Source organism: Micropruina glycogenica, assembly GCF_900289045.1.
GTDB lineage: Bacteria > Actinomycetota > Actinomycetes > Propionibacteriales > Propionibacteriaceae > Micropruina > Micropruina glycogenica.
Map to the genome: position 1 here is coordinate 2998345 of NZ_LT985188.1, position 19513 is coordinate 3017857.

General features: G+C 68.8%; 23 protein-coding genes and 1 pseudogene. 14 read left to right on the forward strand and 10 right to left on the reverse strand.

The window, feature by feature from the left end; translation table 11 throughout:
• Positions 1-4 precede the first annotated feature (4 nt).
• Complete coding sequence (locus MPLG2_RS14060) at positions 5-328, reverse strand: rhodanese-like domain-containing protein (RefSeq protein WP_231935670.1); 324 nt, start codon at positions 326-328, stop codon at positions 5-7.
• A 473-nt stretch (positions 329-801) separates the two neighbouring features.
• On the opposite strand from MPLG2_RS14060, the gene MPLG2_RS19685 reads away from it, so the two are divergent.
• The 9 genes and pseudogenes from MPLG2_RS19685 (at position 802) to MPLG2_RS19765 (ending at position 4390) form a co-directional block, all read left to right on the forward strand.
• Positions 802-936, forward strand: coding sequence for a hypothetical protein (locus MPLG2_RS19685; RefSeq protein ID WP_269459147.1), 135 nt, complete (start codon positions 802-804; stop codon positions 934-936).
• Entirely contained in the window at positions 933-1790 is an 858-nt protein-coding gene (locus MPLG2_RS14065; protein WP_105186675.1) for an ABC transporter substrate-binding protein, read from the forward strand. The genes MPLG2_RS19685 and MPLG2_RS14065 overlap by 4 nt, the downstream gene beginning before the upstream one ends.
• Positions 1787-2686, forward strand: coding sequence for a siderophore-interacting protein (locus MPLG2_RS14070; protein ID WP_197709955.1), 900 nt, complete (start codon positions 1787-1789; stop codon positions 2684-2686). Before MPLG2_RS14065 ends, MPLG2_RS14070 begins: the two co-directional genes overlap by 4 nt.
• 12 nt (positions 2687-2698) lie before the next feature.
• The gene (locus MPLG2_RS18600) at positions 2699-2908 is read left to right on the forward strand and encodes a hypothetical protein (protein ID WP_158681229.1); all 210 of its coding nucleotides are present in this window, start codon (positions 2699-2701) and stop codon (positions 2906-2908) included.
• Positions 2905-3240, forward strand: coding sequence for an iron chelate uptake ABC transporter family permease subunit (locus MPLG2_RS18605; RefSeq protein ID WP_158681230.1), 336 nt, complete (start codon positions 2905-2907; stop codon positions 3238-3240). The genes MPLG2_RS18600 and MPLG2_RS18605 overlap by 4 nt, the downstream gene beginning before the upstream one ends.
• A 14-nt stretch (positions 3241-3254) precedes the next feature.
• On the forward strand, positions 3255-3395 hold the full coding sequence (locus tag MPLG2_RS18610) for a hypothetical protein (protein WP_158681231.1): 141 nt from the start codon (positions 3255-3257) through the stop codon (positions 3393-3395).
• Positions 3388-3567, forward strand: a pseudogene (locus tag MPLG2_RS19520) (iron chelate uptake ABC transporter family permease subunit); the annotation flags it as partial. The gene MPLG2_RS18610 and the pseudogene MPLG2_RS19520, both read left to right, overlap by 8 nt.
• A gap of 40 nt (positions 3568-3607) precedes the next feature.
• A complete protein-coding gene (locus tag MPLG2_RS19760; RefSeq protein WP_331826176.1) occupies positions 3608-3967 on the forward strand; it encodes an ABC transporter ATP-binding protein in 360 nt (119 codons plus the stop codon).
• A 90-nt stretch (positions 3968-4057) separates the two neighbouring features.
• The gene (locus MPLG2_RS19765; protein WP_331826178.1) at positions 4058-4390 is read left to right on the forward strand and encodes an ABC transporter ATP-binding protein; all 333 of its coding nucleotides are present in this window, start codon (positions 4058-4060) and stop codon (positions 4388-4390) included.
• 124 nt (positions 4391-4514) lie between these two features.
• Here MPLG2_RS19765 and MPLG2_RS14090 read toward each other — a convergent pair whose 3' ends face one another.
• Positions 4515-4838, reverse strand: a complete 324-nt coding sequence (locus tag MPLG2_RS14090) for a rhodanese-like domain-containing protein (RefSeq protein WP_105186677.1) — start codon at positions 4836-4838, stop codon at positions 4515-4517.
• Positions 4839-5080: 242 nt separating this feature from the next.
• Entirely contained in the window at positions 5081-5446 is a 366-nt protein-coding gene (locus tag MPLG2_RS14095) for a hypothetical protein (protein ID WP_105186678.1), read from the reverse strand.
• A 129-nt stretch (positions 5447-5575) separates the two neighbouring features.
• Between MPLG2_RS14095 and MPLG2_RS14100 the strand changes: the two genes are divergently transcribed.
• Complete coding sequence (locus tag MPLG2_RS14100) at positions 5576-6910, forward strand: dipeptidase (protein ID WP_105186679.1); 1335 nt, start codon at positions 5576-5578, stop codon at positions 6908-6910.
• A gap of 173 nt (positions 6911-7083) precedes the next feature.
• Here MPLG2_RS14100 and MPLG2_RS14105 read toward each other — a convergent pair whose 3' ends face one another.
• Positions 7084-8547: a serine/threonine-protein kinase gene (locus MPLG2_RS14105; RefSeq protein ID WP_105186680.1), complete on the reverse strand. Its 1464-nt coding sequence runs from the start codon at positions 8545-8547 to the stop codon at positions 7084-7086.
• Positions 8548-9234: a hypothetical protein gene (locus MPLG2_RS14110; protein ID WP_105186681.1), complete on the reverse strand. Its 687-nt coding sequence runs from the start codon at positions 9232-9234 to the stop codon at positions 8548-8550.
• Between the two features lie 334 nt (positions 9235-9568).
• Here MPLG2_RS14110 and MPLG2_RS14115 point away from each other — a divergent pair, with 334 nt between their 5' ends.
• The 3 genes from MPLG2_RS14115 to MPLG2_RS14125 all read left to right on the forward strand — a co-directional run bounded on the left by MPLG2_RS14115 (position 9569) and on the right by MPLG2_RS14125 (position 14272).
• On the forward strand, positions 9569-11512 hold the full coding sequence (locus tag MPLG2_RS14115) for an alpha-amylase family glycosyl hydrolase (RefSeq protein WP_105186682.1): 1944 nt from the start codon (positions 9569-9571) through the stop codon (positions 11510-11512).
• Positions 11513-11888: 376 nt separating this feature from the next.
• Positions 11889-13400: an APC family permease gene (locus MPLG2_RS14120; protein ID WP_105186683.1), complete on the forward strand. Its 1512-nt coding sequence runs from the start codon at positions 11889-11891 to the stop codon at positions 13398-13400.
• Entirely contained in the window at positions 13397-14272 is an 876-nt protein-coding gene (locus MPLG2_RS14125) for a universal stress protein (RefSeq protein WP_105186684.1), read from the forward strand. The genes MPLG2_RS14120 and MPLG2_RS14125 overlap by 4 nt, the downstream gene beginning before the upstream one ends.
• 188 nt (positions 14273-14460) lie before the next feature.
• Here MPLG2_RS14125 and pdxH read toward each other — a convergent pair whose 3' ends face one another.
• Complete coding sequence (pdxH, locus tag MPLG2_RS14130; protein WP_173909632.1) at positions 14461-15093, reverse strand: pyridoxamine 5'-phosphate oxidase; 633 nt, start codon at positions 15091-15093, stop codon at positions 14461-14463.
• A 61-nt stretch (positions 15094-15154) separates the two neighbouring features.
• Here pdxH and MPLG2_RS14135 point away from each other — a divergent pair, with 61 nt between their 5' ends.
• Positions 15155-15619, forward strand: a complete 465-nt coding sequence (locus MPLG2_RS14135) for a methyltransferase family protein (protein WP_158681233.1) — start codon at positions 15155-15157, stop codon at positions 15617-15619.
• A gap of 120 nt (positions 15620-15739) precedes the next feature.
• Here MPLG2_RS14135 and MPLG2_RS14140 read toward each other — a convergent pair whose 3' ends face one another.
• Genes MPLG2_RS14140 through MPLG2_RS14155 form a run of 4 tightly spaced genes read right to left on the reverse strand, consistent with a single transcriptional unit; the run spans position 15740 to position 19512 of the window.
• Positions 15740-18550 (reverse strand): LysM peptidoglycan-binding domain-containing protein, encoded by a 2811-nt coding sequence (locus MPLG2_RS14140; RefSeq protein WP_105186687.1) that lies wholly within the window; start codon positions 18548-18550, stop codon positions 15740-15742.
• Between the two features lies 1 nt (position 18551).
• A complete protein-coding gene (locus MPLG2_RS18620; protein ID WP_158681234.1) occupies positions 18552-18980 on the reverse strand; it encodes a TadE/TadG family type IV pilus assembly protein in 429 nt (142 codons plus the stop codon).
• Positions 18977-19336 (reverse strand): TadE/TadG family type IV pilus assembly protein, encoded by a 360-nt coding sequence (locus MPLG2_RS14150; RefSeq protein WP_158681235.1) that lies wholly within the window; start codon positions 19334-19336, stop codon positions 18977-18979. The genes MPLG2_RS18620 and MPLG2_RS14150 overlap by 4 nt, the downstream gene beginning before the upstream one ends.
• Positions 19333-19512, reverse strand: coding sequence for a hypothetical protein (locus MPLG2_RS14155; protein ID WP_231935671.1), 180 nt, complete (start codon positions 19510-19512; stop codon positions 19333-19335). Before MPLG2_RS14155 ends, MPLG2_RS14150 begins: the two co-directional genes overlap by 4 nt.
• Between the last annotated feature and the right edge of the window lies 1 nt (position 19513).

Here is a 19513-nt window from a genome sequence, read left to right on the forward strand (position 1 = left end):
ATCGCTACACCACGGTTGGGTGACCCGAATCGGCCACCAGCGCCTTGCCCGCCTCCTCCCACGCCTGCATGCCGCCCGCCACGTTGGTGGCCTCGACGCCCTGAGTGCCCAGGTAAACCACCGCCCGCGCCGAACGGACGCCTGAGCGACAGACCACTGGCAGCGCACCGTCGACCGCAGGCAGGTCGGCCAGTCGGGTGGGCAACAGCCCCAGCGGAATGTGCACCGCGTTGGGAGCGTGCCCCCCCACCCACTCGTTGGGTTCGCGCACGTCCAGCAGCACCGCGTCGTCGCCGAACGTGTGCACCGAGGTCTGTCGAATCGTCACGGAATTCATCGTTGCAGCGGCACCCGCGGGTTCGATCGGCTGTTGCACGTTTGTTCGCCGATCGCAACGTGGCACGGGCCGTCCAGCCGGGTGCCGTCGGCGACGGATCCCAGCGACAAGGACTTTCGTCGATTCGTGGCGAAACCGAGGCGAGCTGGGGACGGTTCTCCAACCGGTCAGGGGACGGTTCTCCAACCGGTCAGGGGACGGTTCTCCAACCGGTCAGGGGACGGTTCTCCAACCGGTCAGGGGACGGTTCTCCAACCGGTCAGGGGACGGTTCTCCGACGGCTTCAGGAACCGTCCCCCGAGTGGCAAGAGAACCGTCCCCCGAGTGGCAAGAGAACCGTCCCCTCACTCGAGAGAACCGTCCCCGGCTGCCCAGCAGCCGTCAATGCAGGACGTGGACTGGCCAACGGAGCGCGGCCGAATAAGGTTAGGCTGGCCTGACCTAAATTCTCGAAGGAGTTCGTCTTGTTCGCCGTTCGTAAGTTCCTGGCCGGTGTCGTGCTGTTGCCGCTGGCGGCCGCCTGCACCACCACCGGTGCCGCGTCGCCCGCCCCAGCTGCGGGATCGGCGTCGTCCGCCCCGCCCCCGCGGCCACGATGACCGTCAAAGCCGAATTCGGCGAGGTCGAGCTGCCCACCGATCCGCAGGCCGCGCTGGGCATGTACACCACGGACGTCGACATTCTGATCACGCTGGGGTACCCGTTTGCCAAGAGCCAACCGATTCGCGGCAACAGCGACTACACCACGTTTCCGAGCTACTCTCCTCAGGCCGAACTGGCCGGCGTGACGCCCTTCGCCAACTACCCCGACTTCAACTACGAGAAGATCCTCGCCGCCCAACCCGATTTCATTCTCAACGGACTCGGCTACGGCAAGAAGACCGACGAGCGGCTCAAAGAGATCGGCGCCACCTACACCGTCAACGCCTTCGACGGCCGCAACTGGCGCGAACACGTCAAAGAAACGGCCGACGCGCTCGGCCGCACAGCGCAGTACGACGCGTGGTACGCCAAGTACCAGGCCAAGGTCGCCGAGGTGAAGGCCGCCATCGGCGACAAGGCGACGAACGCCGTGGTGGCACCCGTCAGCTCCTGGGACGGCAAGGTCAACTCGTCGTGCTACACCGGCCTGGAATGCCAGACCTTCGAAGAACTGGGCCTGACCATCTTCGCCCCCGCCAAAGAGAAGAACGGCGACGGCATCGAGCTGAGCGGCGAGAACCTGGGCAAACTCAAGCCGATCACCTACGCGTTCATGACCGTCGGTGCCGGCGACAGCGGCCAGAAGGAGTTCCAAACCACCAAGGACACCCTCGGCAAGAACAAGCTGTGGACCGCCTTGCCGTTCGTGGCCGACGACCACATCGTGCCCGACGAGATGGAGATGACCTACGGCTCACCCAGCGCCGCCATGGCCTTCTTGGACGTGGTGCAGAAATCGTTCACCTCATGAGCGGCCGCATCACCGTGCCGATGGCCGTCTACACCGCCGAGGTCGTGGCCACCGAAGACCTCTCCCCCACCCTGCGCCGCGTGGTGCTGGGCGGGCAAGGGCTGGCCGGGTACTGCACCACCGGCGTGGGCGATGAGTACATCCGGCTGCTGTTTCCGGCCGAGGGCACCGAAGAGCCGGTGCTGCCCACCATCACCGACGGCGCCCTCGACTACGGCTCGATCGACCTGGACCTGCTGCGCACCTACACGGTTCGCCGGTTCGACGCCGACCGCGGCCAGGTGACCGTCGACTTCGTCGTGCACGGGCACGGGGTGGCGACCACCTGGGCCCGCAGAGCGATCCCCGGTGACCTGGTGAGGCTGAACAGCCCGACCGGCCTCTACGACCCGCCCGCCGATCTCGCCTGGCAGGTGCTGGTGGCCGACCTGGCCGGCCTGCCGGCACTGGCCCGGCTGCTCGAGCAGACCCCTGAGGGGGTGCGCACCCGAGTGGTCGTCGAGGTGCCGGGGCCCGAGGATCACATCGTCCTGCCGCAGCGCGCCACCACCACGATCAGTTGGGTGCACGGCGGCAACGGAAGTGCATCGAGCCGGCTCGAAGAGATCGTCCGGACCCTGCCCCGTCCGGACGGCACGGGGTACGTCTGGGTGGCCGGTGAGACCGCCGCACTGCGGGCCGTCCGGCGGCATCTGCGGCGCGAGCTGAAGCTGCCGCCCGACCGGTTCAAGGTGATCGGCTACTGGACCGACGCCGCCGAGTCGTGGCAGGAGCGGTACGACGCCCTCGACGAGGCCACCCGCGCCGAACTCGAAGACATGTGGGACGACGACAGCCGCGACGAGGACGAGATTCAGGACGAGTACGACGAGCGCCTCACCGCGCTCGGCCTTTGATCGGCACAACCGGTGTCGAACGATACCCTGACCCCTCCGGCGGCGATCGAGGCGGCGGGACGAGCGGCCCCACCCGTTGCCCGCGCCCGTCGGCGGGTCGGTGTCGTCTGCCTGGTCGTGCTGCTCGCCGGGTTGGTGGTGCTCGGCATCGCGGTGGGTGCCAACCCCGTGCCGCTCAACGCGGTGTGGACGGCCCTGACCCGCTTCGACCCGAGCACGTGATCGTGGTCGAACAGCGCATTCCGCGCACGGCGCTGGCGATCGTGGCGGGCGCCGCGCTGGGCGTGGCCGGCGCGCTGATGCAGGCGCTGACCCCTAACCCGCTGGCAGACCCTGGCCTGCTCGGCGTCAGCGACGGAGCGAGCTTCGCCATGACGGTCGCGGTGGTGTTTCTGCCGATCACCAGCCTGTTCGGCTACATCTGGTTCTCGTTCCTGGGCGCCGTGCTGGCCACCCTTGCCGTCTACGCCCTGGGTTCTGGACGGCGCGGCGCAAGCCCGCTGACCCTCACCCTGGCAGGCTGTCGGGCCTCACCACGACGCTGTCGATTCTGAACGCGCAGACCTTCATGACACTGAGGGCCTGGGAAGCCGGCTCGCTGGCCGATCGGGGCTGGGACATCGTGCTGCCGGTCACCGGTTTCGTGCTGCTCGGCCTGGGTCTGTCGTTCGCGGCGGCCCCGCGGATTGAACGCTGTCGCGTTGGGTGACGACCTGGCCACCGCCCTCGGCGCGGACGCCCGGCGCACCCGCATTCTGGTGATCGTCGCTGTCACCCTGCTGTGCGGTGCGGCCACCGCCGCCGTGGGGCCCGCCTGGTTCGTCGGTCTGATGGTGCCGCACGTGGCCCGCTGGATCTGCGGCCCCGACCAGCGCTGGATCATCGGGCTCAGCCTGCTGATCGGGCCGACGCTGCTGCTCGGTGCCGACGTGCTGGGCCGGGGTGGTGGTGCGTCCGGACGAGCTGCAGGCCGGCCGGGTGACCGCCTTCGTCGGCGCCCCGGTGTTGATCACGGCCATCGTCGGCCCGAACGCGTGCGGCAAGTCCACCCTGCTGCGGGTGCTCAGCCGATTGCTGACTCCGTCCGCCGGCCAGGTGGTGCTCGACGGCCGCGCCATCGCGTCGTACCCGTCGCGGCACGTGGCTCGCCGATTGGGCCTGCTGCCGCAGAGCTCGATCGCCCCTGACGGCATCACGGTCACCGATCTGGCGGGGTGTGGGATTCCCCTACCAGTCGGCGATTCGGCAGTGGTCGCGCGACGACGAGCAGGCGGTCAATGAGGCGATCGCCATCACCGGCATCGCAGATCTGGCCGATCGGTTGGTCGACGAGCTGTCGGGTGGTCAGCGGCAGCGCGTGTGGGTGCCATGGTGCTTGCCCAGCAGACGCCGCTGATGCTGCTCGACGAGCCGACCACGTTTCTCGACATCGCTCACCAACTCGAGGTGCTCGAACTGCAGGCCGAGCTGAACCGCAACAAGGGACGCACCGTGGTGGCGGTGCTGCACGACGTCAACCAGGCCGCCCGCTACGCCAGCCGGGTGGTGGCGATGCGGGACGGCGCGATCGTGACGACCGGTACGCCGCATGAGGTGCTCACCGCGCCGATGGTGGAGCGCATCTTCGACCTGCCCTGCCGGGTGATCGACGACCCCGTGACCTGGACACCGCTGATCGTGCCCGACCTGAACCGCACCTGCTAGCGGGTCGAGCTCGTCCACACCCAGGTGGACGAGCGTGTCGGGACCTGGGTGGTCATCGGTTCACCTGGTCGACGTGCCGGCAGCCTCAGAAGGTCTCGACAGGCTCGACCAACGATGCGGAGGGTCAGGCGACGAAAGGTTTGCCCGATGCGCTGTCCATCGGCTTGTGCGCCGCGGCCCAGGCGGTGGTGCCACCGGCCACGTTGACGACCTGGTAGCCACGCTCTTGCAGGTAGGCGGCTGCGCGCGCGGAACGTCCGCCGCTCTTGCAGATCACGGGTAGCGGGCCGTCCGTCGTCGGCAGGTCGTGCAGCAGCACCGGCAGCAGGTCGAGCGGAATGTTGACCGCGCCGACGGCATGCCCGGCGGCGAACTCGTCCGGCTCCCGCACGTCGAGTAGCACGGCATCGTCGGCCAACTCGGCCACCGAGACTTCGGAAATCGTCATGGGTCAATCAAAGCAGGTGGCGCGAGTTGGGGACGGTTCCGAACTCGCGCCACCTGGGCGGATGGCGAACACCAAAGGCCGATGCGACGGAGCGCCCTGAGCCAGCGCAGCGGATCATCGCCGCCGATCGAACTGCCTAGCCAATAGGCAATCGTGACCAGTGCGACCAGCAGGATCGAGCCCTGCGACCTCCCGTCACACCGACTCTGGCGCGAGTTGGGAACCGTCCCCAACTGTCGCCATCATGACGTCGGCGGCTGCTCGTAGTCAGTCGACTGCTCGACGGGGGGCGTGATGTCGCGGTGGGCGGTCTTGGCGAAGCCCTCTTTGAAGACCACCCGGCCGCGGGCCGACAGGCTCTCGTAGGCCTCTTTCACTTCGCCGACCATGCCCTTGACCTGCCCCGGCACCTGCTTGGCGTAGTCCTTGACCGGGCTGCCGCCGGAGGCCTTGCGCTCGGAGTAGCCGGCGCGGCTCTGATTCACCACGTCGCGAACCGTGCCGGCGACCACGTCGGCCATGCCGGTGATCACGTACGCGGCTTCGCTGGCCACCTTGGCGGCGATGCGGCCCACTTTCTCGGGGGTGGTGCGGGTGTTGCTGGACATGGCTGGTGCTCCTAACCAGGGGCGAAAAACGATCGGGTACGTCGCAACCAGCCTGACTGCTCGGCCGCCGTCGTTCAAGCGTCTCGGGGCTCTCTTGGGGTCGGCTCGGGGCACGGTTAGGCTGCCGTCATGAGCCTCGCCGATGCCGTTGAGACCGCTCTTCCCGCCGCTTTGGACGATCTGGCCGAGTTCGTCGCCATACCCTCGGTGAGCGCCTCACCCGACCACGCCCAGGACGTGCAGCGCTCGGCCCGCTGGGTGCACAACCAGTTGACCGCGCTGGGCTGCGCCGACGCCCGCATCGTCAGCGAAGGCGGGCAGCCGGCCGTGATCGCACGCTTCCCCGGGCCGCCGGGCGCTCCAACCATCTGCCTCTACGCGCACCATGACGTCCAGCCCACCGGCGACGTCACGCTGTGGACCAGCGAGAACCCGTTCGCTGTTCGCGAGGCCAATGGACGCCTCTTCGCCCGCGGGGTGGGCGACGACAAGGCCGGTGTGCTGGTGCACCTCACCGCGCTTCGGGCCTTCGGCGGCCGTCCGCCCGTGGGCGTGGTGGTGTTCGTCGAGGGCGAAGAAGAGGTCGGTTCACCGTCGCTGGCCGAGGTCATCGCTCGACACCGCGACGAACTCGCCGCCGACGTGTACGTGATCGCCGACTCGGGCAACTGGCAGGTCGGCGAGCCGGCCTTCACCGACACGCTGCGGGGGCTGGTCGACTGCGTCGTCGACGTGTCGACCCTCGACCACGCGCTGCATTCGGGCCAGTTCGGCGGCCCGGTGCCCGACGCGCTCACCACCCTGTGCCGGCTGCTCGCCACCCTGCACGACGACCAGGGCAACGTCGCCATCGAGGGCCTGGGCGCCATGCCAGACCCCGCCCTGGACTACCCCGAAGACCGGTTGCGGGCCGAGGCCGGCGTGCTGCCGGGCGTCCAGCTGCTGGGTGGCGGCTCGATCGCCGGACGCCTCTGGACCAAGCCGACCGCCACGGTGCTCGGCATCGATGCGACCTCGGTGGCGGACGCGTCGAACACCTTGGCGCCGTCGGCGCGGGCGAAGGTGAGCGTGCGCATCGCTCCCGACGCCGACCCGAGGGCGGCATTGGCGGCGGTGTCGGAGCACCTGCAGCGGCACGCGCCCTGGGGCGCCCACGTCAAGGTGACGGACGGCGCCACCGGCTCGGGCACCACGATTCCGTTCGAGGGGCCGGCTGCTGACGCGGCCCGGGCCGCCTTCGTGGAGGCGTGGGGGGTCGAGCCGGTGTTCATGGGCCAGGGTGGCTCGATTCCGATGGTTGCGGACTTTCAGCACGCGTTTCCCGACGCCACTGTGCTGGTCACGGCAGTCTGCGACCCCGATTCGAGGCCGCACGGCATCGACGAGTCGCTCGATCTGGGCGACTTCCACAAGGCATGCCTGGCCGAGGCGCTGCTGCTGCAGAAACTGGGCGACCTCGCGTAGGTCGTGAGGGTCCGGATTCCGACATTCGTCGGAACGACGTGTCAGTTCTTCTTCATCCCGGCGCACGCCGGGATCTCACCCGTAACAGCGAGCACCAATCAGCATTGGGATTCCGGCGTTCGCCGGAATGACGTGAGTGGATCGTCCGGCGCTCGCCGCTATGACGTGAACCGTCAGAGCTGCGACTTCACGATGCCCGTGGCCGCCAGCACTGCTTGCTGCTGCCACCCTGGCAACTCGGACGCCTTGACCGCAGACTCGAACGCCACCAGCGCGGCCCCAGCGTTCGAGCCGGAGGCGATCTTCTGGCTGGTCGTGTTCCACAGCTCTTGCAGCTCACTCTTGGCCTCGCTGTCGGGCAAGGCGTTCAGGGCCAACTGAACCCCCTGCAGCGCGGCGGCCAGCGCCACGGACGCCCCCGGGTCGGGCGTGGCCGACTTCGTCTTCGAGGGCGTGGCGCTTGGTTTGGTCGTGCTGGGTTTGGGCGTGTTGCTGGGCTTGGCCGAGGCGCTGGACGACGGAAACGCCTTACCCAGGTTGGTCATCGCCAGCCCGCCCAGATTGACGGCCACGCCCGCCACCACGATGGCGGCCATCAGGCTGACCAGTACGCCGGCGATCCACCACCCGCCCGGTTGCTGCAGGTTTGCCAGCGAGCGGGCGGCGGGCGACGCCGCTGCCGACGCCGGCAGGCCCTGCCCCCCAGCGATGCCGACCGGGGCCGGCTGGGTGTAGGGACGGGTGACGGGCGGACCCATCGGCGGCTGTGGTGCCATGGCCGGCGAGGGTGCCGGCACAGGCATGGTGGGAGCGAACGGGTCGGCCTGCAGGTGTTCGAGAGCCCGCAGGGTGGTGGCGGTGTCGGGTCGCTCCGCCGGGTTCTTGGCCAACAAACGGGCGACCAGCGCGTCCAGCCCGGGGGGTACGCCGGGTCGCAGGTCGGCCAGCCGGGGCGGCGCGGTGTTGATCTGGTGCGCGGCCACCACCACCGGCTGGTCACCGTCGAACGGGGGGCGTCCGGCCAGCATGGTGGTGATCAGGCAGCCCAGCGCGTACAGGTCGGTGGCCGAGTCGACACGCAGGCCCGACGCCTGTTCGGGCGACATGTACGCGGCGGTGCCGATGGTCATCGACGGCTGGGTGAGGTGCGGGTCGGCCTGGCCGGTGAGCTGGGCGATGCCGAAGTCGAGCAGCTTCACCCGGCCGCCGTCGGTGAGCATCACGTTGGCCGGCTTGATGTCGCGGTGCACCAGCCCGATCGCGTGCGCAGCGGCCAAGCCCAGGGTGACCTCGCGGGCCACTTCCAGGGCGCGGCCCACGCTGAGGGGCCCGCGGCGGCTGATCGCCTCGGCCAGCGACTCGCCGCGCAGCAGCTCCATGACCAGGTAGGCGGTGCGGCCGTCCAGACCCCCGTCGAAGACGGTGACGGTGTAGGGGCTGGTCAGCCGGGCGGTGAGCACGATCTCGCGTTGAAAACGTCCGGCCAGTGAGGGGTCGGTGACCCCGGCGAGGTCGACGGTCTTGACCGCGACCTCACGATCGAGCCGAACGTCGCGTGCGCGCCACACGCGGCCCATGCCTCCGGCGCCGATCTCGTGCTCCAGGCGGTAGCGCCCCGCCAGCAGGTGCTCGGTCATCTATTCGCAGGTGCCCATGCTGCCGGCCCCGACGTCGGTGGGCGTCTTGTTGTCATCACCGCGGTACCACAGGCCCGAGGGAGTGGTGAAGATCCAGACGGCCGATTCGCCGAGCGCGATCTTGCTGAGCTTGCCCTTGGGAAACGTGGTCTTCAGCTTGGCGAAGGTGGTTTCGGTGGGGTAGCCGGCTTCGAGCTTCATGGCCGAACGCAACGGCTGGTCGAGGTTGACCACCCAACTCGCCAGCGTGCGAGGGGACGACTGGGTGCCCTTGGCCTTGCTCTGAAACAGCAACGCAGCGCCCCCGTAGAGCAGTTGCCGGCCGTACGGAGTGGCGTCGTCGAGTTCGCACACCTTGCCCGTGTACGAGTCGTCGGGCTTGCCGGCCTTGGCGTCGACGACGGCCACGACGTCTTTCTCGGCCGCCCCGAACTTCAGCGAGTCGATGCCGGTGGGGCGCAGCACCAAGACTGCGGGAGCCGCGGGCGAGGTGCTGGTGCCGGCGGACGAGCTCGGCGAATCGGTGTCGCTCGGCGAGGGTGACGCCGACTCGGCGCTGGGCGAGGCAGCAGTGGGCGACATCACGGCGCTCGGCGACGTGCTGGTTGCCGTGGGCGGAACGGTGGCGCAGCCGCTCAGCAACAGAGCGACACCGAGGGCGCTCAGCGCGCGTGAGGTCATGGCCATGCGTCAACGATAGGTGGCCCGCGCCGTGGAGGGCACCGGGCCACACAGGGGACGGTTCTCCAACCGGTCAGGGGACGGTTCTCCAACCACACAGGGGACGGTTCTCCAACCACACAGGGGACGGTTCTCCAACCGGTCACAGAACCGTCCCCTATCCAGTCACAGAACCGTCCCCTATCCATTCACAGAACCGTCCCCTATCCAGTCACAGAACCGTCCCCGACCTTCACTTCTGGCGCGGGTGCCCGGCGACGGGCGAAGGTGGGTCCGACAGGGGTGGGCCACCCACCGGCCACGGTCTCAACCCCTTCGACACGCAGGTAGGTTGACCCGCATGACCCCCGCCAAGCAGCCCTCGGGCAAGGCCACGTCCGACATGACGGCGCCGCCGAAGAAGACCAAGCAGAAGGCCAAGGCCACCAAGCCCAGCACCTCTGCCTCAAAGAACGCCGGCAAGCATAAGGCGTCCGCGAAGAAGGCCACCAACAACGCCGCGGTCACCGAGCCGCGGCTCGACGGCATGGGCGCGATCGTGTCGTCCGACGGCGTCGGCTTTCGGGTGTGGGCACCCAACGCGAACACTGTCAGCGTGATCGGCCACTTCAACGACTGGGCGGACGACGCCGATCGGCTCGCGTCCGAGGGCAACGGGTTCTGGTACGGGTTCGTCAAGGGCGCGAAGGCGGGTGACGAATACAAGTTTCTGCTCACCAACGGCGACCAGGTATTGACGCGCATCGACCCCTACGCGTTTCAGGTCACCAACTCGGTGGGCAACGGCCTGATCTACGACCACGGTGCCTTCGACTGGCAGGGTGACTCGTTCAGTTGCCCGCCGCACAACGAACTGGTCATCTACGAGCTGCACGTGGGCTCGTTCGCGCCCAAGAAAGACGGCGAGGTGGGCACCTTCGAAGAGGTGCAGGCCAACATCGAGCACTTTCAGCGACTGGGTGTCAGCGCCATTCAGCTCATGCCGTCGGCAGAGTTCGCCGGCGACTTCTCGTGGGGCTACAACCCGGCGCACATCTTCGCCGTCGAGAGCGGCTACGGCGGCCCGGACGCCCTGAAGATGCTCGTGCGCGAAGCCCACAAGGCCGGCATCGCCGTGATCATGGACGTGGTCTACAACCACTTCGGGCCGTCCGACCTGGATCTGTGGCAGTTCGACGGCTGGAGCCAGGACGGCAAGGGCGGCATCTACTTCTACAACGACTGGCGCTCGGCCACGCCCTGGGGCGACACCCGGCCCGACTACGGACGCGGCGAGGTGCGTTCGTTCATTCGCGACAACGCCGGCATGTGGCTGCGCGACTACCACGTGGACGGCCTGCGGTTCGACATGACCCCCTACATGCGTTCGGTCAACGCGGGCGTGCTGGACCTGCCGGACGGCTGGAGCCTGCAAGCGTGGATCAACCACTGGGTGCGCGACAACTTTCCCGACGCGATCACCATCGCCGAAGACCTGCACGGTGAGCCGCGCGTGACCAGCACCGCCCCGGATGGTGCCGCGTACCACGCCCAGTGGGAGGCCAAGTTCGTGCACCCGGTGCGTGAGGCGATCATCATCGCCAGCGACGCCTACCGGTCGGTGCCCGCGGTCGCCGAGGCGGTGGCCAACAACTACGGCGACACCTACGCCCGGGTGATCTACACCGAGAGCCACGACGAGGTCGCCAACGGCAAGGCGCGCGTGCCGCAAGAGGTTGATCCGGGCGACCCCGACGGCTACTGGGCGCAGAAGCGCTCCACGCTCGGCGCCGGACTGGTGCTCACCGCGCCCGGCATTCCGATGATCTTTCAGGGCCAGGAGTTTCTCGAGGGCGGCTGGTTTCGCGACAACGTGCCGCTCGACTGGGACCGTAACGACGAGTACCACGGCATCGTGCGGCTCTACCGCGACCTGATTCGGCTGCGCCGCGACTTCTTTTCGACCACCCGCGGGTTGAAGGGGTCGGGCCTCAACATCATTCATGCCAACGACGAGGCGAACATACTGGCCTTTCAGCGCTGGTACGACCACGGCCCGGGCGACGACGTGGTGGTGATCGCCAATCTCGACGCCGGGTCGAAGCAGAAGTACCGCATCGGCATGCCCGAGACCGGGCTGTGGAAGCTCCGGTTCAACAGCGACGCCCGGCTGTACTCGGACGCGTTCGGCGACTTCGATTCGTTCGACGTGACCGCCTACGAAGGCGATTACGACGACATGGGTGCCCACGCCGACATCGACATCGCGCCGTACAGCCTGTTGATCTACAGCATGGACGAGTGACGCACCCGGGGCACTGACTCGGTTCGGGTCGTCCACTGCACGTAGCTGCCTTTGTGACACGTAGCTGCCTGCACGCGGGCAGCTACGTGTCACAAAGGCAGTCGGGTTGCGCTCCGCCACTGTGCTGAAGTGGGGGGAGCGGTCCACATCATCCGCAAGTACCTCTGGTGGCGCGAGTTCGGAACCGTCCCCAACTTGCGCCAGGTGAGCATTCAACGGCACGCCGCTCAACGTAGCTGCCCTTTTGTGAGGTGAGGGCGCTCGACCGCATCGGGCACGTTTCAGTTGTGTTAGCCGTGCGGGCGGGGGGTTCCCACCGGCGGTCGGGCAGGCGTAGCTTGTGGCCACCCGACCCCGCGCTCACTGGGAGAACCCGATGGCCATCACGCTTCGTGAACAACTGCTACGCAAGAAGCCGATCGTCTTTCAGCAGCAGCACCACCAGGGTGAAGAGCTCGCCCGCAACCTGTCGACCTTTCAGTTGATGATGTTCGGCGTCGGCGCCACCGTGGGCACCGGCATCTTCTTCGTGCTGGGCGAGGCGGTGCCCAAGGCCGGCCCGGCGGTGCTGATCTCGTTCTTGATCGCCGGCATCGCCGCGGGCCTGTCTGCGCTGTGTTACGCCGAACTGGCCTCGGCCATTCCGGTCAGCGGCTCGACCTACTCATACGCCTACCACGCGCTGGGTGAGTTCGTGGCGGTGATCATCGCCGGCTGTGTACTGCTCGAATACGGGGTGTCGACGGGCGCGGTCGCAGTGGGTTGGAGCAGTTACTTCAACGAACTGCTGCACGAAACCATCGGCTGGCAATTGCCCGAAGCGCTGTCGGTGTCGCCGATCCCCGTGCCCGTCGAAGGGGCGGACGGCCTGATCACCTACCCCGCCACCGGCGGCCTGATCAACCTGCCCGCGGTCGTGCTCGTCATGCTGTGCATGCTGCTGCTGATTCGCGGAGCGTCCGAGTCGGCAACGGTCAACGCGATCATGGTGCTGATCAAACTCGGTGTGCTGGTGCTGTTCACCGTGATCGGGTTCAGCGCGTTCAACGCCGACCACTTCGCCAACTTCTTCGCCTACGGGGTGGGCGGCATCAGCGCCGCCGCGGGCACGATCTTCTTCTCATTCATAGGCTTGGACGCCGTCGCGACAGCCGGCGAAGAGGTGAAGAACCCGCAGAAAGCGCTGCCTCGCGCCATCATCGGCGCCCTGGCCATCGTGTCGGGCATCTACATCGCCGTCGCCGCCGCGGGACTGGCCGCCAAGCCGGTCGAGTTCTTCGAGCAGACCCAGGGCGAGGCGGGCCTGGCGCTCATTCTCAAAGAGGTCACCGGCAACCAGATCTGGAGCACCGTGCTCGCCGCCGGGGCCGTGATCTCGATCTTCTCGGTCACCCTGGTCACCCTGTACGGGCAGACCCGCATTCTGTTCGCCGTGGGCCGCGACGGGATGATTCCCAAGAAGTTCCTCGAGGTCAACCCCAAGACCATGACCCCCACCTACAACACCATCGTGGTCTCGATCGCGGTGGCACTGATCGGCGGCTTCGTGCCCGCCGACTACCTGTGGGACACGGTGTCGATCGGCACCCTGATGGCGTTCTCGGTGGTCGCCATCGGCATCATCGTGCTGCGCCGAACACACCCAGACCTCGAACGTCCGTTCAAGGTGCCCGGGTACCCGGTGGTGCCGATTCTCACCGTGCTGGTGTGCCTCTACATCATGTGGGGGCTGGCCGCGATCACCTGGGTGATCTTCCTCACCTGGATCGCCATTGTGCTGATCTACTACTTCTCGTACGGACGAACCCACGCGACGCTGAACCACTACACCACCGAAGAAGAGATCGCCGAGCCCAGCGGTCGCCGCCGACGGGACGACGACGAATGACGTACCTGGTGGGGTACAGCCCGCACAAGGACGACTCGTGCGCCCTGGCCCTGGCCTGTCAGCTCGCTCGGTCCGAGTCCGACACGGTGACCGCGGTCACCGTCGTACCCAGGGGCTGGGAGACGGTGGCCGGCAGCGCCACCGACGGCGACTTCGAGCAGTGGGCGGCCGAAGAGGGCGAGGCCAGCGCCGCCGAGGCCCAAGGGCGGCTGGGCGCCTACCCCGACGTGCAGTCGTCCGCCATCTGGGTAACCGGGCGCTCGGTGCCCGCGGCGATTCTCGACGAAGCCAAGCGCCTCGACGCCGCGTTGATCGTGGTCGGCTCGGGCCAAGACGGCCCCGAGGGCCAGGTCAGCGTGTCGTCAAAGGTCGACCGGCTGCTGCACAGTTCGCACGTGCCGGTGGCGATCGCGCCGCGGGGGTACGCGCCCGCGGTTTCGTCGACAGTGACCCGGGTGACCCTGGCCTTCCGCGACGACGACGCCACCTGGAATCTGCTCGACCGGGTGGCCACCATCTGCCAACGCGTGGGGGCCGAACTGCGGCTGATGACGGTGGCCCTGAAGCAGCGCACCATGGTGAGTTCGGGCGTGCGGCGCAACGAGACGCTGGTGTACGCCAACCTGGTCGAACAGGTGACGGCAGCGCAGACCGAGGCGGTCGAGCACCTGGCGAGCCAGGGCATCACCGCCAGCACGCTGGTGGCGACCGGTGATTCGTGGCCAGACGCGCTGGCATCAGTTCCGTTCGCCGATGGCGACGTGCTGGTGGTCGGCTCGTCATCGACCCACAAGCTGGCGAACGTGTTTCTGGGGTCAAGCGCGGCCAAGATTCTGCGCAACTCCACCGTGCCGGTGATCGTGGTGCCCTGATCTCCGACTGGACGAGCTTGTCGCCGGCCGAGCTTGTCACTGGTCGAGCTTGTCGAAACCCATCTCGCCGACCCGAGTAGCCACCCACCTGATCGCCGTTGTCGAATCCTCCAAGGAACCGCTGATTCGGTGGTCGAGCCTGTCAAGACCCGCTGCGGCTACGGGTCTCGACAAGCTCGACCAGCAGTTCAGGGGGCGAGGCGCTCGCGCACCCAGCGACCGTCGTCCAAACGGTACCGCAGCCGGTCGTGCAGTCGGGAGCGGCGACCCTGCCAGAACTCCCACACGTCCGGCACCAGCCGATAGCCACCCCAATGCTCCGGGCGGGGCGGCTTCAACCCGAACCTGGCCGACGCCTTGGCGGCGTTGGCGACCAGCACGCCGCGGTTGGCGATCACCTCGCTCTGCGGCGACGCCCACGCGCCGAGCCGCGAATCGAGTGGACGGCTGGCGAAGTACGCGTCCGCCTCGGCGCCGGCCACGTGCTCGACCCGGCCCTCGATGCGCACCACGCGCTGCAACTCGACCCAATGAAACTGCAGCGCTGCGTAGGGGTTGGCCTCGAGCTCGCGGCCCTTGCGCGAGGTGAAGTTGGTGTAGAAGGTGATGCCGGCGGAGTCGAACGCCTTCACCAGCACGATCCGCGTCGACGGCCGGCAGTCGGCCCCCACAGTGGCCAGCGTCATGGCGTTGGGTTCGGGCACCTTCGCGGCGATCGCCTCGTCGAACCACTTCGTGAACTGCTGCAACGGCTCGCTGGTGGCCTGCGACTCGTCCAGGGTGTCGCGTTCGTAGCTGATGCGCATGTCGGCGGGGTCCATGCCGTCGAGCCTAGGCCGGTTGGCCATTGCCTGCGTGCCTTCGTCGGAGCAGGCTTCCTACATGAGTTCAGCCGACGGCGACGCCACCCTGATTCCCCCGCCGATTCTGGGCACGGCCTGGGGCGGCGTGCAGCTGGCCCTGACCATGGTGGCCGGTGGACGGCGCCGCTTCCGCGGCCAGCCCCTGATCGCCGGCGCACTGGCAGCCGGCGCAACGGCGCTCGGCGCAACGGCGCTGGGACTCTTTCGGCGGGCCGGCACCACCTTTCACCCCCAACACCCCGACGAGGCCACCGCCCTGGTCACCGACGGGGTCTACGCCTACACCCGCAACCCGATGTACGTGTCGATGCTGGTGATGCTGCTGGCCGGCAGCGTGGCGTCCGGACGGCTGCGCACCCTTGTGGCCCTGCCCGGCATGGTGGCCTCGCTGCAACCGCAGCTACAGGCCGAAGAGGCCGCACTCGGCAGGCTGTTCGGCGACCACTACGTGGCTTATCGCCAGCGGGTACGCCGGTGGTTGTGATCCGACGGACCGTCGCCGCTGGTTGAGCCCCTGCAACCCTTAACGGACGAGGTCTCGACAAGCTCGACCGTTCTCAGAACAGCAACGCTCAGGCGGGGCCGTTGTGCGAACTGACTCTTTTCAGCGCGCGGCCCTCGGCCGGGTGCGGCCCTCCATCACCTGCTGGCAGGCGTCGATCGTCTCGGGGGCCAGGTCGACGCCCAGCACTCGCGCCTGGCTGGTCACCCAACGCACCAGCCGTTCCACCTCACCGGTGTTGCCCGCCAGATGCTCGGTGTGAATGCGTTCCACCAGCAGCAGTTCGTCTTCGGGGGCGGCCAGCAGGGCCCGCGCCGCCGCCCACCGGGCCAGGTCGAGGTCGCGGTGGTCGATCGCCCAGCGGGTGAGTAGCACGCCGGCGTCACGGGCGACCGAGGCCATGTCGGTGCGCAGTTCTTCCGCCCACCGCCACTGGCCCGGGGCCGCATCGGCCAGCGGGGCTCCGCGGACGAGTTCGAGCACGTCCACCAGGGTTTCGGCGGTGAGCCGGTTCAGCCCCGGCGCGATCAGGGTCTGCATGCGCTGCCAGTCGGAACCCACCTCGGGGTGCAGGCTGATGCGCCCCGAGTAGGCCTCGGGCAGGTACGGCTGGCCATCGCGGTCGTGGCCGAGCCACGAACGCAGCCGCGACATGTTTGAGCGGCGGGTGGTTTCGGCCACCACCAACTCGCTCGTCATGCGGGTGGCGGTGCTGTTGGGGTTCTCGAGCAGCCAGGCGCAGTATTCCTCGCACTGGCGGCGCGACCGGGCGGGCTGCGGCCCCGCGGCACCGATGAGGTCGATCGGGCCGAACAGCCGCAGGTAGGGCCGATCGGGGTCATCCGGACGGTGCTCGTCGACGCTGAGCCGGTCGGTTCGGCGAGGCACGAGCGTGCGCACGTTGTCAGACGCCTGCTCGACCCACCACCCCGACGGCTGGTGGGCACCTGGATCGGTGGCGGCGAAGATCGTGCCGATGGCGGCCCGGGTGTGCGCCGGAATGAGCTGCGGCACGATCGGCAGGTCGCCCGCGTCGAGGGTCGCGGTTGCTGACTCTTCGGTGCCGTCGATGGTCAGGGTCCAGGCGCCGGCACCCGCGACCACACCGCTGATGCCCAGGTCGCGGTCGAGCAGTTCGTCGATGCGTGCCCGCTGCTGCTCGGTCGGCTGGTCGACGATCAGCACGACATGAGCCGCGCCCGCTTCGGCCCGATCGGGGTCGACCCGCAGCAGGGCGGTGGGCGATTCGTCGTCGGACCGCTCGTTCGCGACGGCCTGCAAGGCGTCGAGAGCCACCTCGGCGTCGCCGGTGAACCGGACGAGTTCGGAGCAGGCGGCGCGCACGAACATCTCGTCGCCGCCAACGACGGTCAAACAGAGCTCCGCCGCCCACGGCGAGCACGACAGCTCGACGGCCATCGCGGCGGCGGCTGCGTGCCGCAGCGAACGCGACCCGCTCAACGACAGGGGCGGCGACGATTCCAGGTCGACCATCAGCCACGCACCTGACTGCGCACGGCCGAGCGTGACCAGCGCCGGGAAGGGCACCGGATGCGCCGAGTCACTCAACCGCGCGGCTGACCGTGCCGACAGCACCCACGCCGAACCCGCCCGCTGAAACGGTGCGGGCGGCTCGCCCACGGGCTGTGCCCAGTGAAAGGCGACCCCCACGTCGTCGAGCAGCACGCGGTCGAGGCGCGGTAACGTACGACCGGTCTCATGGGCGTGCGCGCCCAGGTGCCGGAGCGCCTTCTCGAGCAATTCGGGGCTGTCGGGCCGTTCGCGCCGGCCGAGGGCCGTTTCGTACCGCCGCACGTCGACCGGCGGGTGAGCGATGCGCCGGCCGAGTGGACGGGCACGCAGTTGACCCGCGCGGGCCAGACCCACCCCCGTGAGGATCATCGCGGCGGCCGCAGCGCCCAGCCCGCCGAGCAGCGGCCAGGCCGGGTCGGACGAGGCGCTGGTCGAGGGTGCTTCAGGCTGCGGTTCGGCCGACTGTTGCGCAACGGACGAGGCCGACACCACCGGAGTGGCAGTGGTCGATGCAGCGGGGGTGGCTTCGGACGAGGGAGTGGGCTGCTCAATGGTGGGGGCGTCGACGGTGGTGACCGGCTTACGAGGGGGCCGCTGCTGTTGGGGTGCCGAAGCTTTCGAGCTCGCCGGAATCACCAACTTCCAGCCGATGTCGATCAGGTCGGGGTCGTCGATGCGATCGTCGTTGGCCCGGTAGATGCGGGGCCACTTGTCGGCGTCGCCCAGGTGCTTCTCGGCCAGACCGCTCAGGGTGTCGCCGCGTTTCACCGTGACGGTGTGCGAGCGGGCGACCTGATGGTGCGACGGCTCCGGGCCGGACGGCAGCACCAGCCGGGTGCCCGGCGTGAGATCGACGGTGGGGTTGGCCAGCAGGTCGGGATTGGCGTCGGCCAGTTGGTGCCACAGCCGGCCCTCGCCGAGCACCTGCTCGGCGATGCTCCACAGGTCGTCGCCCGGGCGCACCAGGTAGCCGGCGACCTCGGCCGGGGCCTCGGTGTCTGCGTTGCGGGCAACCTCGTCGGCCACCGCCGCGACGGCCGACACTGCCGGGCTGGCGGCAACGGCGGGCCCGGACGGCGACAGGGCCGCGAACACCAGGGCGCCGGCGATCGCCTGCAGCCCGCCCAGCATCGGCAGCCGCAGCGGCACGGCCCGTCGAGCGACGACGTTGATCGCCTCGATCACCACCGAAGCGGTGAAGGCGGCCCAGGCCAGCCACCCGAGCACGGTCAGCACGGCCAGCAGCGCCGAACCGTCGTCGGGCCGAAGCAGGTTACCGACCCTGGTGACCGGCACGCCCCAGACCAACAGCGCCAGCGGCGCCGCCACCACGATGAGCACCAGCGCCAGGGCGGCGCCGATCGCACGTAAGCGGGTCATCTCAGCCCCTTCTTCGATACCGGTCGAGCGCGGACGAGCCGTCCGCGACGATGTGCCATTGCCCGGGCCAGCCGGGTACCGCCAGTTCGGCCAACGGAACCGCGCAGGTCACCCGCACCCGCACCTGGGCCGGCTGTCCGACCGGCACCTGAAACCCGCTCACATCGGCGTCGACCGACAGTCCGGTGCACTGCAGGCCGCTGGTGCCCGCCTGGGCGGTGGCGATGCGCTGCGCCGCCGCCTTCGCCTCCCCGGGCGAGTTGGCCAGGGACGCCGCCCGGCTGGCGGTGCCGGCGATCTGCTCGGCAACGGTCTGGGCGTACCAGAGACGTCCAGCGCCGATCATCACCCCGATCAGTAGCACCAGTGCGGGCACGATCACCGCGAACTCGACCGCCGCGGCGCCGCGTTCGCCGCGCAGGCGGGTCACGGCCCCGTCCGTTCGAGCGGCATGAGCGCGAACTCGACGATCGTGCCCAAGCCGAAGTCGACGATCAGGGGCGCCTTGCCGGTGACGGTGACGAGCACCGTGCCTGCGGACCGTTCGATGTGCACGCGGGCGCCCTGCAGCCCGCCCGAGGACGCGATGCGTTCGCCCATCGCAGCTGCGTCGCGGTCGGAGCCGCGCGACCAGGCCACCTGCTCGGCCGCCGCGCCTGCGGCCTGGCCGGCCACCGTGCGCGAGAACAACCAGATTCCGGCCTGAATGGTGCCCAGCACGACGAGCAACACGACCGGGATCAGCAGCGCCCACTGGGTGGACTCAGAGACCCCGCGTTCGCTCACTTGATCGCGCCGAGCTTTCCGTTGATGAAGGCCGTGACGGCCGCCACGACCGCCGCGGCCACAGCCACTGCACCCGCCAGCAGCAGGGCGTTCTCGGTGGATTGCGAGAGACCACGCTCGTCGCGTCGGGGTGGGCTCAACACAAAGCCGAGCACGGTGTGCACGATGGTCAACATC

What these genes read in the sequence shown, in the direction of transcription:
- pdxH (WP_173909632.1), bottom strand. Translation starts at nt 15,093, where the DNA reads ATGGACCCCGCCGACATGCGCATCAGCTACGAACGCGACACCCTGGAC.
- MPLG2_RS14065 (WP_105186675.1), top strand. Translation starts at nt 933, where the DNA reads ATGACCGTCAAAGCCGAATTCGGCGAGGTCGAGCTGCCCACCGATCCG.
- MPLG2_RS14140 (WP_105186687.1), bottom strand. Translation starts at nt 18,550, where the DNA reads ATGACCCGCTTACGTGCGATCGGCGCCGCCCTGGCGCTGGTGCTCATC.
- MPLG2_RS14155 (WP_231935671.1), bottom strand. Translation starts at nt 19,512, where the DNA reads ATGTTGACCATCGTGCACACCGTGCTCGGCTTTGTGTTGAGCCCACCC.
- MPLG2_RS14095 (WP_105186678.1), bottom strand. Translation starts at nt 5,446, where the DNA reads ATGTCCAGCAACACCCGCACCACCCCCGAGAAAGTGGGCCGCATCGCC.
- MPLG2_RS14105 (WP_105186680.1), bottom strand. Translation starts at nt 8,547, where the DNA reads ATGACCGAGCACCTGCTGGCGGGGCGCTACCGCCTGGAGCACGAGATC.
- MPLG2_RS14115 (WP_105186682.1), top strand. Translation starts at nt 9,569, where the DNA reads ATGACCCCCGCCAAGCAGCCCTCGGGCAAGGCCACGTCCGACATGACG.
- MPLG2_RS14110 (WP_105186681.1), bottom strand. Translation starts at nt 9,234, where the DNA reads ATGGCCATGACCTCACGCGCGCTGAGCGCCCTCGGTGTCGCTCTGTTG.
- MPLG2_RS14070 (WP_197709955.1), top strand. Translation starts at nt 1,787, where the DNA reads ATGAGCGGCCGCATCACCGTGCCGATGGCCGTCTACACCGCCGAGGTC.
- MPLG2_RS18610 (WP_158681231.1), top strand. Translation starts at nt 3,255, where the DNA reads ATGACACTGAGGGCCTGGGAAGCCGGCTCGCTGGCCGATCGGGGCTGG.
- MPLG2_RS14135 (WP_158681233.1), top strand. Translation starts at nt 15,155, where the DNA reads ATGAGTTCAGCCGACGGCGACGCCACCCTGATTCCCCCGCCGATTCTG.
- MPLG2_RS14090 (WP_105186677.1), bottom strand. Translation starts at nt 4,838, where the DNA reads ATGACGATTTCCGAAGTCTCGGTGGCCGAGTTGGCCGACGATGCCGTG.
- MPLG2_RS14100 (WP_105186679.1), top strand. Translation starts at nt 5,576, where the DNA reads ATGAGCCTCGCCGATGCCGTTGAGACCGCTCTTCCCGCCGCTTTGGAC.
- MPLG2_RS14120 (WP_105186683.1), top strand. Translation starts at nt 11,889, where the DNA reads ATGGCCATCACGCTTCGTGAACAACTGCTACGCAAGAAGCCGATCGTC.
- MPLG2_RS14125 (WP_105186684.1), top strand. Translation starts at nt 13,397, where the DNA reads ATGACGTACCTGGTGGGGTACAGCCCGCACAAGGACGACTCGTGCGCC.